Origin of the sequence: Streptomyces gobiensis (genome assembly GCF_021216675.1) — a bacterium.
Classification (GTDB): domain Bacteria; phylum Actinomycetota; class Actinomycetes; order Streptomycetales; family Streptomycetaceae; genus Streptomyces; species Streptomyces gobiensis.
The window spans coordinates 5060952-5073646 of sequence record NZ_CP086120.1; the positions used below are offsets into that span (position 1 = coordinate 5060952).

Genomic DNA, 12695 nt, shown 5'->3' on the forward strand with positions numbered 1-12695 from the left:
CAGTACCGTCACTCGGGGCGACGGATCACGGAAGTTGAGCCAGAACCCAAAAAGACCGATCGTGTGCCCAAGCCGTCGTGGGCGCGGAGCCGTCGACGACGTCAGGCGGGCGCGGTGGTGAGACCGGCGGCGTGGGTGAGGAGGCGCGCGGTGTGTGTTCCGCCGAGGAGGGCGTGGTGGGTGGTGGTGGGGCGGCAGCGGTCGAGGTCCGGTACGTACTCGGTCATGACGACGCCTGCGTGGTGGGTGTCGGGCTCTTCGAGGTGTATGGGCCAGCCGCGGCCGTGCAGCGCGTCGGCGAACTCCTGGGAGTGCTGGTTCTCGACGACGACGTCCGTCGTGCCGTGGACGAGCCAGACCGGCACCGCAGCGGCGGAGGTACGGGCTAGATCGTTCAGCGGGCTGTTGCCTGTGGTGCGGGATGGCCAGTCGTAGCGGGCGGCGATGCTGAGGGCCGCCATGGGGCGCCAGCCACCGACGAGATCGGGACGCAGCGCGATGGCCACGGCTGCGGGGCCGCCCGCCGACCATCCGGCGAGTACCAGGTGGTCGGCGCCGCCGCCGGGAGAGGCCGCGTACTCCCGGGCGAACTCCAGGGAATCCAGCAGGTGTGCACGCCCACCGTCGGGTGCGTCGGAGCGCCAGTCGGGCACGAGGACGGCCGCGCCTAACCGCGCTGCCGTCTCCGCCAGTGGCTGGAGCACATCCCGCTCGTCCGGGCCTCGGCCATGCCAGAGCAGCACGGTTGGCAGCGAGCCTGGATCCGCGGCCCCAGGGCGGTAGATGTCGATCGCCTTGCCGTTAACTCCGTGCGCGAGGGTATGGGTCACACCGAACGCTGTGGTCACGCTGGGTTGCTCCTGGCGCTTCGGGGCAGTCCGTGGCCGGGGTACGGCCCGCGGGGCGGGGCTTCGGGCAGTCGTGGGCGGTCAGGCGCTGGGGAAGTTTCCGCCCTTGACGGCCGCGACGAACGATGCCCAGCCGTCCACGGGGAAGACAAGCGCTGGGCCGCTTGGATCCTTGGAGTCGCGCACTGGGATGATGGCGGGGTAAGCATCAGTGACCTCAAGGCAGTTGCCATTACTAGCCCCGCTGTAGCTTGACTTGCGCCATGCGCTCAGCGTCGACGCGTCGGGTATGTGCTTACCGCTGTGCATGCTCGTATTCCTCTGCAACAGCCCTGATCAGGGCGAGGGATTCCTGGTGCGACAAGGCGTCGCCCAAGGCGAGATCGTAGGACACCAGCGACTGCTCGACCACTGCCGGAGAGTCCAGCACGGTGCCCGTGTGCAGCCCCTCAACGTAGGCGATCGGCGCCATGTCCTCGAACCTCATCAACGTAACCGCACTCTCTAGCAGAGCGTGTGCCCCACTAGAGAACGGCAACACATGGAGCCGCACCCGCTTTTCGCCAAGGTGAGCGATGTGCCGTAGCTGACCGGCCATGACGGACGGTCCGCCAATGGGGCGGCGGAGTACCGACTCATCAAACATGGCCCACACCTCAGGAGTCAGTGAGCCGTCAAGGATCTTGGCACGGTCAAGCCGTGTGCGGATGTTGTCCGCACACTGTTCCTCGCTCAGACGAGGGAAGCCAGCGGCAAACACCGCACGCGCGTACGCCTCTGTCTGCAGCAGGCCCGGCACCAGCGAGCTGGCATACTCGCGGATCATCACGGCCTGCGGCTCCAGCTCCGCCACTTCCTCGAAGAACGTGGCCAACTTCCCGTCGGGCAGGAAGCGTACGAACACCCCGCCCGTGTCCAGCGCCTGGTCAAGCCGCTGTGCGTCCTCCGGGGAGGGCAGCCGCCGCCCTGCCTCAATATGCGCGATATGGGACCGGGACATAACTGCCTCAGTGCCCAGCTTCTGCTGCGTCCAGCCCTTCGCCTCCCGCCGCTCCCGTAGCTCGTCCCCATACGCATTCCTTTTCGCCGAACCACGCTTGTCCGCCATGCGGTGAACTCCTTTTTGTGCTGCCTGCGTTGGCACGCGGCTACCACTGGTGACAATACCCACGGCCACTCCACGCTGTGAGCAGTTCAGTACAGAGCGGAGGGGTCGAAACCATGACGACGCAGCTGAGTGGCGCGTTCAGGAACGCGGACCGTCCTTCTGTGCCGGGAGCTCGCCGCAGCTCTCCGGGGCGACGCTCACCAGCCGGCAGAGCTGGGGAAGAAGTGACCGGCCGATAACCACGCCACGAGAAGACCCCGGTGAGGTAGTGAGACCCCCGGGGCGTGGCCGCCTGAATGGAGTGAACGACATGAGCATTATCCATGCCCTGATTGCTATGGCCAGAACGGCGATCGCAGCCCTGTACGGACTGGAGAAGCAGCATCCGGCAACCGTCCAGAGCCCGCCTCAGCCACCACCAGCGCCGTGCCCGGAGCCTCCTGCGGCGCTGCCCCGGCATCGGAGTCCTTACGGCCTCCCTGTTATGTGGACGGTCAGCCGCTTGTACGGCCGTACTTGGTGGAGTATGAGCGGCGGCAGCGCCGCCGTCTGGTCATGGCGGCGCACCACGGCATTGTCGTTGACTGCGTTGTCGTTGGGGGTGGCCGGTGAGTGGGTTGTGTGGTGCGCGGCGTCCTGCGTGGGTTGGCCTGCCGCCCCTGTGCGCCGCCCGGTTCTCCTGTGTCCGTCAGCAGGGGCATGACGGGTTGCACCGTGATGTCCATGGTGAGAGCTGGATCGACCCGGACTCTGAACTGGCCGAATGTCTGGGTGTGGCTGTTGCTGCCGAGTATCTGCGGGCCATTCTCGGGTGGAGTGATGACCGGTGACGATGACGATCAAGGTTTACCGGGTACGTCCGGACGGCCGCCGGATCACGGTCGTGCCACGCCGGACCGTCGGCGAGAGCGACCCCACCCGGCTCCCCGGATCACTGAGATTCCCGCCGTGCAGCTGCCCGCGGTGCACACCCCGGCAGCCTGAAGGGGCGAAGTAAGGCCCGTCAGGGCAGTCCGGTTTGCGTGGCCTGACCGTCCGTACGGCGCAGGAAGCCCAGGGCTGTGCCCTACGAGGCGGCATGACCCAGGGAGTTGTGGCGGGACTGGGACATCGGGCGGTCAGCGTTTCTGCGAGGACGCGGAAGATGAGGGAGCCAGGACGAGATCCGCGCCATGCTCAAGCCACTGGGCCCCGTCCGCGATGTCTCGCCAACGCCGAACCGCAGGACAAAGTGAAGGTCTACCAGAACCTCGGGCTCAAGCTCACCTATGAGCCCAGAAAAACAGCTCGTACGGGCCGAGGCTCGCCTTGACCCGCACAAGTTATCGGTGTCCGAGGGGGGACTTGACCCAAAACCCCAACCACTCGTAGTCCGTGGTGACCTGCTTCTTCGCGGCGGAGCCACCGATCGGGTCGACCAGCTGGGAATGCTGGAATGATCCCCGAGGTAAACGCGCCCCACAAGGCCGGGGCCGTGAGGCCGGGCCAGTTCCACCCGAGTGAGTGCCGTCGCGTGTTCCGGCACCGGCATCGGTTGGTGCTCTGGGCGGGACTGCATGTAGAAGGCGGAAGGTGTGACCAGCGGATTTTCGCTGGCGCTCTGCTGATCGAGGGGAGCTTTAACCCTTCCGTGCCGGAGAGGGTGCGGTGATGGCTGCTACCTCACCTGGCCGGGTTTCCTCCACTGGCCACGCGATGGTGATGCGGTCCGTGACCGCGATCACGGCCGCAGTCATCGGGCTGACGTTCCTGTTCGGGTTCGGCAACGTGCTGGCGCTGGGCCTGCGGCTGGGCGTGCCGACGTACGTCGCACCGCTGGTCGCTCCCGCCGTGGACCTGTCGGTTCTCGGCCTGCTGCTGGGCGTGCGCTACCTGGCACTGAATGATGCCCCGCGTGAGCAGATTCGTCCGGCCCGTCGCCTGCTGGTGCTGGCAAGCGTGATGACGCTGGCGTTGAACGTGACGGAGCCGCTGCTCGCGGGCCACTACGGCAAAGCTGCCTTCGAAGCGGTCGGGCCGCTGCTGCTGATCGGCTGGGCCGAAGTCGGCCCCGGCCTTCTCCAGGCCATCAGCACCACGGGTGGTGCGTCGGAGGCGGCGTCCGAACCGGTCGCCGATCCCAAGCAGCCCGCCGTCGTCAGCGGGGAGAAGGAGTCGGACCCATGCCCTGAGCAGCGTGGCCAGTGAACGGAGAAGACCTCTATGGCTTCCGGGAGGGGGCGACTTCAGTTGGCTCCCGAGCCGAGTGTGGGGCCGGGAGGGAAGGGCGCGTCGTGCTTGGAGGAGGAGCTGTTGGAGCAGGCCCGCGCTGAGGATGCTCAGCACAGGGCCAAGTTCCAGCGGCCGATCTCTGCAGAAACACTTCAGAAGCGGCTCGGCGTCGGGGCGAGGAAGTCTCGGGCACTGGTGGCTGCGGTGCGCTATGAGGCGAGCGAGGTGGGGCGTCAGGAGAGCGCGAGTCAAAGAGATGGAGGCGGTTCGCGCGAGGAGGGTGCTCTTGTCTGAGAAAGGAGGTGTTCCATCTAGCTAGTGGCTCATCTCGATTCGGTGGCCGGGTAATTGATCGTTGGCTGGTTGCCGGGCAGGCTGTTTCCACGCGCTGATGGTGGAGGTGGTCGTGGGGCGGCGTCCGGGAGTGTTTGTCCGGCCGGTGAGCATGGAGGAAGGGCGCCGGTTGCAGCGGATCAGCCGGACCGCGAAGGATCCGGTGCGGCTGCGGCGGGCGATCGTGGTGATGATGTCCGCGCAGGGCCAGGCCGTTCGCGACATCACCTCACTGATGCAGGTCGGCGAGGACTACGTTCGCGACATCATCCACGCGTTCAACGAGCGGGGATTCAAGGCACTTGACCCAAAATGGAGCGCTGGAAGTCCTCCAACGACCCCAACTTTGTGGCCAAGATGCACCGGGTCCTGGCGCTCTACGACACCCCGCCCACCGACGGCCGGGTGTCTGCGTGGACAAGTTCGGGCCGCTGAGCCTCCAGCCGCGCAAGGGCAAAGCCTGGCGCCCGCGAAGCTCGCCGCGCCGACTGCGGGCCACCTACAACCGTCGCGACGGCGTGATGCACATGCTCGCCGCCCTCGACCTGGCCACCGGCAAGGTCTACTATCGGATCCGCGAGCGCAAGCGATGGCGCGAGTTCCTGGCCCTGCTCAAGACCCTGCGCGCCCGCTGGCCCGGGGAGAAGCTGTATGTGGTGCTGGACAACTTCTCTCCGCACAAGCAGCCGAACGTGCGGGCCTGGGCTGCGGCCCACGATATTGAGCTGGTCTTCCTGCCGACCTACGGATCGTGGCTGAACTGGATCGAGTCCGAGTTCGTCGCCCTGCGCTACTTCGCGCTCAACGGCACTGACCACCGCAGCCACACCGAGCAGAACGCCGCCATCGGGGCCTACATCCGCTGGCACAACGCCCACGCTGAGCCGAAGACCAACTTCGCCCCCGACTCGGCCATCCGCATCTGGACCAATTACCCGGCCAAAGCAGCATGATGAGCCACTAGCTCCGCAGGCAGACGCTCAGCGGGACGGACACGGACGGGAACGTTCAACCGCTCTGCCGCTCGTGTCATCGCATGAAGACCGGCGAGGACTTCGGGGCGAGGTCGACGCCGTTTTAACGTTCCGCAATTTTAAAGACTTCCTCGATGGGCAGGAGGAAAGGCTTGTCGGTGACGCTCCTGGCCTGCACCGGAGGAAGCCCCTGGTAGACCGAGACGGTCGCCCCTTCCGCGTTCACGAGTACGAGTTGTGCAGGCGCGTGCGTCCCACCATTGACCACGAGTTGGGGCACACCGTCCACGTATCGCAGGCTGAGCGTGCCGATGTCCTCGGGCTTGACCTCGGTTGCCGGGATGAGCCCCAAGTTCGTTTCGGGCTTCACCTCTTCCGTCGGGACCACGACCGGGTTCGCGCTACCGCTCCGAGCCTGTGCAACAGGAACCAAGAAAATCACCAGGTACTTCGATGATTGATTCAAATTCTCGCTCTGGCATTTAGGTGCCTCCAACAGGGCGTAGCGGTCGTCGAGTCGAGCGTCCCATGACACAGCGTCACCAGTTAGCGACTTTCGACGGAACGGCTAAGAACCGACGGTGGCGCAAAGACACCACTTCGGACCGGCCCTGACCAGCCCAACAACCCCCACCCTTCGGGAGGCGCCCCCATGCCGCGCAAACCCCGTCCCCCGGGCAGTGTCCCCGGGTGCCCCGAGCTGATCCGAGCCAGCGGACGGTGCGCGGAGAGGAAGTGCGCCGTACCCATCGATACGTACTCACTTGGATTTGTCGTACTGAATCCACTCCTTGCGGCGCAGCGCGTGCCCCACCGGGGACTTCACCCGCTCCGCGAACTCCATCACCTCGGCGTGCGCACCGGCGGTCCCACTGCCGCAGAACAACGTGACCCGCTCCGCCTCGTCGATCAGGCGGGCGAGCTTCTCGATCTCGGCCTCCCCCCGACGCACCGAGCGGAGGTAGCCGAGGCAGTGCCCCCGCACGCCGCCCCACGACCATCAGCTCGTGGAAACAGCCTTCCCGGCAACCGGCTAACGAGCAATTACCCGGCCAACGAATCGAGACGAGCCACTAGCTGACCAGGACGGAGCCGCACCAGCCCCTGTGTCGTTTAGCGGTTGCCGTCAGCATCGGGTCCTGGAGCAGAAGCGATCCGGGCCGGCCAGGCTGGGTTCTCGAGTGCGGAATCTGCGGATTATCTCCAGATAGTCGCGTGAGTCCGCCAAGCGAAGACCCTTGCTGCGGAATGCCGCGAAATCTGCCGCGGAGGGCCAGGAGCGGTACTGTCGCTGCCTGCGGTCCTGCGGCCGGGTCGTCGGCCAGCGACCCGACTCCAGGTCGGGCAGTATCCGCAAGAACAGGTCGATGCCGAGCGGATACAGCTGCAGTCCGTGCCAGAACATGGACCGCTCGGGATCAACTGGCAACCGACGGATGCCAATGATGGGACCGGTGTCTATGCCCGCGTCGATCACGTGCAACGTGCTGCCCAGGCTGGATTCGCCGGCCAGCATGGCGTACATCGGTGAGAACAACCCCGCATACCGTGGCAGGGCGCCCGGATGAATGTTCAGTACCCCGAGCCTGGCCAGTGCGATGGTCGGCGGCTTGAAGATGAGGCCGAATCGCACGGACAGGATCACGTCCGGGGCGAACTCTTTGATGAACGCATACCCATCACCGCGGTTTATCTCCCTGATGGTACGGATCGGGGTACCGTGCTGTCGCGCAAGATGGCTGTAGGTGAGCAGCTCTCCGGGCGGAACCGTCCGGCGGTCCAACTCCGGACGCACCCGCTCGTTGAACAGGTTGCCGAACCACCGCAACCAGGCCCCCGGATCACCCGTGCTCCGCCGTCCGGGCTCGACGGGGACCAGGGCCACTGCGACCGCGTTCCCAGTCAACCCGGGAAGCAGCCGGTTCAGCGCCACGCACGACGTCACATCATCCTGCGAGCAGACCAGAATGCGCATAGAGAGCCCCGTTCTCCAGTCGATGCGGTTGTGCTGAACCCATCAGCACGGTTTCCGGGCGCCCCGGGCCGCCGCCCGAGGGACCCAGAGCAGTCGGATATGCCCTCTACAGCTCCAGGCTGACGTCGTAGGCGCGCAGCCATCGGTCCAAGGCGAGCACCCGCTCAGCGAAAGGCCGCAGTTCAGCGTTGTCGGCGCGGGCGATCGCGCTGTGCACTGCCGCGAGGTCGAGCAGCTCCCGTGTGGGGGCGTCCCGGTCCGCCAGCAACTGTCCAAGCTCTGCCCGTACGGCGTCGTCGTAGGCTGGATCCTGCGTGGTGGGGTACGGGCTCTTCACCCGCTCGGCGACGACGTCGGGCAGGACATCACGCGCAGCGGCACGCAGCAGCGATTTCTCCCGGCCGTCGAACGTCTTCATCGCCCACGGAATATTGAAGACGTACTCGACCAGGCGATGGTCACAAAAGGGGACTCGGACCTCCAGCCCACTGGCCATGCTGGCCCGGTCTTTCCGGTCGAGGAGGAACGGCAGGAAGCGGGTCAGATGAAGATGGCTGACCTCACGCATCCGCTGCTCATGGCCCGTCTCGCCGTCCAGCCATGGCACCTCAGCGAGCGCTTCGCGGTAGCGGGCGCTGCGGTATCCGGCCACGTCCACCTTCGCGGCGTCGAACAATCCCGTGAGCATGGGCCGCTTGACCAGCCACGGAAAGGTCTCGGCGTGTACCGAATCCGGGTCATGGGACCACCAATAGCCCGCGAAGACCTCGTCGGCAGACTCCCCGGACAGCGCCACCGTGGAGTGTTCACGGATCGCGCGGAAGAGCAGGTACAGCGACGTATCCGTATCGGCTTCGTCCAGGCCGAGAGGCAGGTCCCGCGCTGCCATGACTCGGTCCCGGTTGGCTTGGTCGATCAACTGGGCGGTGTCCAGCAGGACATCACGATGGTCCGAGCCGACATGCCCGGCCAGTGCGTGGGCGTATGGAGCGTCCGGCGTGCTGCGCAGCACATTGGGCGTGAAGTTCTCGACATGGCCGCTGAAGTCCAAGGAAAAGGACTGGACCGGCCCTGCACCACTGGCCTGAAGGCGCTGGGCCGCCAAGGCGGTAATGACCGACGAGTCCAGCCCTCCGGACAGCAGCGTGCACAGCGGCACGTCAGAGATGAGCTGCCGGGCCACGATGTCCTCCAGTAGCGCACGAATGCGCCCCACCGTGGTGTCCAGATCGTCGGTGTGCGCATACGAACGAAGACCCCAGTACTGGCGTTCCGCCAGACAACCGCGGCGTACCCGCAGGATGCAGCCGGGGCGCAACTCTCGCATGCCAAGATAGACAGCATGGCCCGGCGTCTTGGCCAATGCGAGCAGCTCGGCCAGACCCTCGGCGTCGACCGCGGCCTTGACCTGGGGATGGGCCAAAATAGCCTTGGGCTCCGAGCCGAAGATGACACCGCCGGGGATGGGGTAGTAGTAGAGCGGCTTGATGCCCATGCGATCCCGCACCAGCAACAGCTCTTCCTTGTGCGGATCCCACAGCGCCAGGGCGTACATACCGTTGAGCCGCTCGGTGAATTCCTCGCCCCACTCCAGATAGGCGTGCAGCGCGACTTCGGTATCGCTGTCGGTCCGTAAGGAGTGGCCGAGACCTTCCAGTTCGACCCGCAGCTCACGATAGTTGTAGATTTCTCCGCTATAAACGGTGACGAGCACGGTGCGGCCGTCCTCCTCAACCGCCATGGGCTGTGCGCCACCCGCCACGTCGATGACGGCCAGGCGACGATGGCCGAGGCCGACGTGGGTCTCCAGCCACAGCCCCCCGGAATCCGGCCCCCTGCAGATCATCGACTCGGTCATCGCGGCAAGTACGCCACGTTCAGCCGTGACGTCCCGGTCGTAGCAGACCCATCCCGCAATTCCGCACAAGACGTTCGCACCCCCTCGCCGCATCATCCAGGTCGCCGCATCATCCAGGCAAAGCTCGACGGCTTCAAGGTGGCAATCCGGCAGGTGAGTTCGAGCCTCAAGCAACAACGGCGAGCGGCTTCGGATTCCGGATCCGCGACGACGAGGAGGTCGCCGTGTTCCTACGTCGGGAGTGCAGTCCGGCACCGTATGCACGGCGGCGAGCAGCGCGGCGCCTCGGCGCGGGGCGTTACGCGACGGCCTCGCCGCGGATGTGGCGCGCCGGCTGCCTTCGCGCTGCCCTTCACGAAGGTGAGGACGTACTGGTGCCGGGGAGCTGGCCGGCGCCTTCTCGGCCAGCTCTATTACTGCCTACAGCACAACAAGCTGTTCGACGAGCAGGCAGCCTTCCCCGCCCCACTCGCCGTCGCAGCTTGACTTCTAGCGACGCGAGGCGTCTGGTGAACCTCGCCAAGCTCCGCTTGAACGCGGAGCACGCCACCGCGCTGCTGCGGCCCTGCTCGTCCTGACGCGCAGCGAAGTCTCCCGGTGACAAACGACATCCCCGCACCGATCAAGCTCGCAGGCCCTCTCGGCGACAGCCGCGTTGACTTCGGGCAGCGCATCCAGCTGGGGACCGGCCGCCGACCACACCGGTTCAGCGCGGTCCCGGCGCGGGTCAAGCACCACCAACTTAACTGGCAGCTCCAGAACAGCGAGCAGCCGCCGGACCACGGCGGCAGAGCTCCCTCCGGCATCGTCGGTGAGATCGGTGGTGAATGCCACCACCTTCCGGCCCTTGGCGATCCGCAGCGTGTGCACGAGGACGGCCGCGCTGGCCAACAAGATCACCCACCCGCGCAACGTCTACCTGTCCGAGCGCGATCTCGTGCCTCCGCTCGACGACTGGCTCACTCGGGCCTTCGCCCCGCACCGGCTGGAGAAGACCATCGCCCTCATGCAGGCCGCCCAGCCCGACATCGCCCCTTTGCCTGCCGCTGAGGACGCCGCCCGGGTGATCGCCGAATGTGACACCAAGCTCGCCCGCTTCCGCGAAGCCCTGGAAGCAGGCACTGACCCGAAACTCGTCGCTCAGTGGACTGCTGAGGTGCAAGCCTGCCGCGCCGAAGCCCTCAGCCAGTCCCGCCAGGCCACCGGCCAGCGCCGTATGACCAAGGACGAGATCCGCGCCATGCTCAAGCCACTGGGCCCCATCCGCGACGTCCTCGCCGACGCCGAACCGCAGGACAAGGCCGAGGTCTACCAGAACCTGGGACTCAAGCTGACCTACGAGCCCGGAAAACAGCTTGTGCGGGCCGAGGCTCGCCTCGACCCGCACAAGTTATCGGTGTCCGAGGGGGGACTTGAACCCCCACGCCCGTTAAAGGGCACTAGCACCTCAAGCTAGCGCGTCTGCCATTCCGCCACCCGGACCGGTGTGTCGTCGCGGCGCTTGGCCGCGGCGACACGGATAACGATACCAAGCTTTGCGGGTGGTTCTCACCCAGGTCAACGGGTGGCAGCACGGGGCGAAACGGGCATCACCGTGCGTAGCGGCAGGGGTCGGGCGGCCCCTGCCGTCGCAGGTCAGGCGGCTGCTTCGGGTTGGAGCCGGTAGTCGGGGAAGTTGCCCGGGAGGCGTTCGCCGGCGGGGCCCTGGGTGACCGCGCGGATCAGAAGGTCGCCGCCTACGAAGGCGCCGCGCCAGGAGGCGCCGAAGCCGCCGAAGAGCTCGTCGCGGTCGCCACGGGAGCGGGGTTTGTTGTGGCCTACTTTGAAGGCGCGGATCTGGGGGGCGAGGCGGGCGTAGGTGGCCTCGTCGTCGGTGGAAAGGGTGGCGACCAGGGCGCCGTTGCTGGCGTTCATGGCGGCCAGCAGCTCCGCTTCCGTATCGACCAGGACGATCGTGTCGACGGGGCCGAAGGGCTCGGCGTGGTGGAGCGGGGAGGACGGGGGCGGGTTGAGGAGGGTGAGGGGTGGGAGGTAGGCGGCGGTGTCCTGGTCGGGGAGGAAGCGGCCGTCGCGCAGGGTGCCCTGGTGGAGGGGTACGGCGCCGCGGTCGATGGCCTCGGTGGTGAGGTCGGCCAGCTCCTTGGCCTTCGCGGCGTTGATCAGCGGGCCGAAGTCCAGCTCGGGAAGGGGGTCGGCGGGATCGGCCACGGCCAGTGGGTGGCCATAGCGCAGGGAGCGGACGGCGGGGAGATAGGCGGCGAGGAAGTCGGCGAAGAGTGAGCGCTGGACGACGAAGCGCGGGTAGGCGGTGCACCGTTGCTTGGCGTAGTCGAAAGTCTTGCGGAGGAGCGGGGTGAGGGTGTCCCAGTCGAAGTGGTTCCAGACGCCCCAGCAGTTCAGGCCCTCTTGTTCCAGAATGTGCCGCTTGCCGAGGTCGGCGACGGCGGTGGCGACGCGGGCGCCGGTGTCCCGGCCGCCGACGAAGGAGACACAGCCGATCTCGGGCGAGCGGACCAGCGCCTCGGAGAGCTCGCCGCCGCTGCCGCTGACCAGGGTGATGGGGAGCCCTTCGCGTACGGCCAGGGCGCAGGCGAGGGTGAGGCAGGCCACGCCGCCGTCGGTGGGGGCCTTGGCGATCACGGCGTTACCCGCGAGCGCCTGGATGAGCATGGCGTGCACAAGCACGCTCATCGGGTAGTTCCAGCTGGCTATGTTCGAGACCGGGCCGGGGAGTGGGGCGCGGCCCTCGGTCATGCGGTCGATGTGCTCTACATACCAGCGCACCCCGTCGATCGCCCGGTCCACATCGGCCTGGGCCAGCCGCCAGGGCTTGCCGATCTCCCAGACGAGGAGCAGGGCGAGCAGTTCGCGGTGTTCGGTGAGGGCGTCGAGTGCGGCGGTGACCCTGGCCTTACGGCTCGGGAGGGGCGTATGCCGCCAGGACCGGTGCTGATCGAGGGCGGCCCGTACGGCCCGCCCGGCGGTGGCGGCGTCCAGCCGTGGCGGTCCCGCGATCGGGGTGCCGTCGACGGGCGTGGTGGCGAGCAGGGGGCTGCCGTCCAGCTGCCAGCGGTCGTCCCAGAGATTGCGGACGCGGTCGTCGCAGAAGGCTTCGGGTGCGAGGGCTACAGCGCGCTGCCAGGCGTCTGACCAGGCAGTGCCGGGCTTGAGGACGAGTTCAGGGGTGAGGGTTGGCCGTGCCATGTGTGTCTCCGCTCTCACGTGATTCAGGGGAATCTCAGTTGAGCCGGTCGAGAGGGCATCGTGCGGTGTCAGCGGGGTCGCTGCCAACCCCTACTTATCAGGCCTCCCTGGCCGTTCCCCTGGTACTCGCGGTACCAGCGGTGCGGGAGAATGAGGTCGGGACCGGCTGACGAGAGAGCGGGGA

The 12695-nt window shown here is 66.9% G+C and carries 11 protein-coding genes, 1 tRNA gene and 3 pseudogenes; 5 read left to right on the forward strand and 10 right to left on the reverse strand.

Annotated elements, in window-relative coordinates; translation table 11 throughout:
- Positions 1–101: 101 nt before the first annotated feature.
- The 3 genes from test1122_RS23465 to test1122_RS23475 all read right to left on the reverse strand — a co-directional run bounded on the left by test1122_RS23465 (position 102) and on the right by test1122_RS23475 (position 1956).
- Positions 102–848 (reverse strand): alpha/beta hydrolase, encoded by a 747-nt coding sequence (locus test1122_RS23465; protein ID WP_232271158.1) that lies wholly within the window; start codon positions 846–848, stop codon positions 102–104.
- Between the two features lie 81 nt (positions 849–929).
- Positions 930–1157: a DUF397 domain-containing protein gene (locus test1122_RS23470; RefSeq protein ID WP_232271159.1), complete on the reverse strand. Its 228-nt coding sequence runs from the start codon at positions 1155–1157 to the stop codon at positions 930–932.
- On the reverse strand, positions 1144–1956 hold the full coding sequence (locus tag test1122_RS23475) for a helix-turn-helix domain-containing protein (RefSeq protein ID WP_232271160.1): 813 nt from the start codon (positions 1954–1956) through the stop codon (positions 1144–1146). Before test1122_RS23475 ends, test1122_RS23470 begins: the two co-directional genes overlap by 14 nt.
- A gap of 1710 nt (positions 1957–3666) precedes the next feature.
- Between test1122_RS23475 and test1122_RS23480 the strand changes: the two genes are divergently transcribed.
- Positions 3667–4143: a hypothetical protein gene (locus tag test1122_RS23480; protein ID WP_232271161.1), complete on the forward strand. Its 477-nt coding sequence runs from the start codon at positions 3667–3669 to the stop codon at positions 4141–4143.
- A 339-nt stretch (positions 4144–4482) separates the two neighbouring features.
- Here test1122_RS23480 and test1122_RS23485 read toward each other — a convergent pair whose 3' ends face one another.
- The gene (locus test1122_RS23485) at positions 4483–4725 is read right to left on the reverse strand and encodes a hypothetical protein (protein ID WP_232271162.1); all 243 of its coding nucleotides are present in this window, start codon (positions 4723–4725) and stop codon (positions 4483–4485) included.
- On the opposite strand from test1122_RS23485, the pseudogene test1122_RS26720 reads away from it, so the two are divergent.
- The 4 genes and pseudogenes from test1122_RS26720 to test1122_RS23500 form a co-directional block, all read left to right on the forward strand.
- Positions 4694–4774 (forward strand): annotated as a pseudogene (locus tag test1122_RS26720) (hypothetical protein); the annotation flags it as partial. The gene test1122_RS23485 and the pseudogene test1122_RS26720 overlap by 32 nt on opposite strands.
- Before the next feature lie 38 nt (positions 4775–4812).
- Entirely contained in the window at positions 4813–4935 is a 123-nt protein-coding gene (locus test1122_RS26635) for a hypothetical protein (RefSeq protein WP_277879879.1), read from the forward strand.
- On the forward strand, positions 4914–5453 hold the full coding sequence (locus test1122_RS23495) for an IS630 family transposase (protein ID WP_232271163.1): 540 nt from the start codon (positions 4914–4916) through the stop codon (positions 5451–5453). Before test1122_RS26635 ends, test1122_RS23495 begins: the two co-directional genes overlap by 22 nt.
- A 32-nt stretch (positions 5454–5485) precedes the next feature.
- Positions 5486–5581, forward strand: a pseudogene (locus test1122_RS23500) (HNH endonuclease); the annotation flags it as partial.
- On the opposite strand, the gene test1122_RS23505 reads toward test1122_RS23500, so the two are convergent.
- From test1122_RS23505 to test1122_RS23530, 6 genes and pseudogenes are all read right to left on the reverse strand, one after another.
- Complete coding sequence (locus test1122_RS23505; RefSeq protein WP_232271164.1) at positions 5578–6009, reverse strand: hypothetical protein; 432 nt, start codon at positions 6007–6009, stop codon at positions 5578–5580. The pseudogene test1122_RS23500 and the gene test1122_RS23505 sit on opposite strands and share 4 nt — an antisense overlap.
- A 237-nt stretch (positions 6010–6246) precedes the next feature.
- A pseudogene (locus test1122_RS23510) lies at positions 6247–6429 on the reverse strand (ubiquinone-dependent pyruvate dehydrogenase); the annotation flags it as partial.
- A gap of 171 nt (positions 6430–6600) precedes the next feature.
- On the reverse strand, positions 6601–7449 hold the full coding sequence (locus test1122_RS23515) for a formyl transferase (protein ID WP_232271165.1): 849 nt from the start codon (positions 7447–7449) through the stop codon (positions 6601–6603).
- Between the two features lie 106 nt (positions 7450–7555).
- Positions 7556–9376 (reverse strand): asparagine synthase (glutamine-hydrolyzing), encoded by a 1821-nt coding sequence (gene asnB / locus test1122_RS23520; protein WP_232271166.1) that lies wholly within the window; start codon positions 9374–9376, stop codon positions 7556–7558.
- Between the two features lie 1328 nt (positions 9377–10704).
- Positions 10705–10789 (reverse strand) — tRNA-Leu (locus tag test1122_RS23525).
- A 153-nt stretch (positions 10790–10942) separates the two neighbouring features.
- Entirely contained in the window at positions 10943–12511 is a 1569-nt protein-coding gene (locus tag test1122_RS23530) for an aldehyde dehydrogenase family protein (RefSeq protein ID WP_232271167.1), read from the reverse strand.
- Between the last annotated feature and the right edge of the window lie 184 nt (positions 12512–12695).

Coding starts and splice junctions, on each gene's coding strand:
- test1122_RS23470 (WP_232271159.1), bottom strand. CDS start 1,157: ATGCACAGCGGTAAGCACATACCCGACGCGTCGACGCTGAGCGCATGG.
- test1122_RS23475 (WP_232271160.1), bottom strand. CDS start 1,956: ATGGCGGACAAGCGTGGTTCGGCGAAAAGGAATGCGTATGGGGACGAG.
- test1122_RS23485 (WP_232271162.1), bottom strand. CDS start 4,725: ATGTCGCGAACGGCCTGGCCCTGCGCGGACATCATCACCACGATCGCC.
- test1122_RS26635 (WP_277879879.1), top strand. CDS start 4,813: ATGGAGCGCTGGAAGTCCTCCAACGACCCCAACTTTGTGGCCAAGATG.
- test1122_RS23515 (WP_232271165.1), bottom strand. CDS start 7,449: ATGCGCATTCTGGTCTGCTCGCAGGATGATGTGACGTCGTGCGTGGCG.
- test1122_RS23530 (WP_232271167.1), bottom strand. CDS start 12,511: ATGGCACGGCCAACCCTCACCCCTGAACTCGTCCTCAAGCCCGGCACT.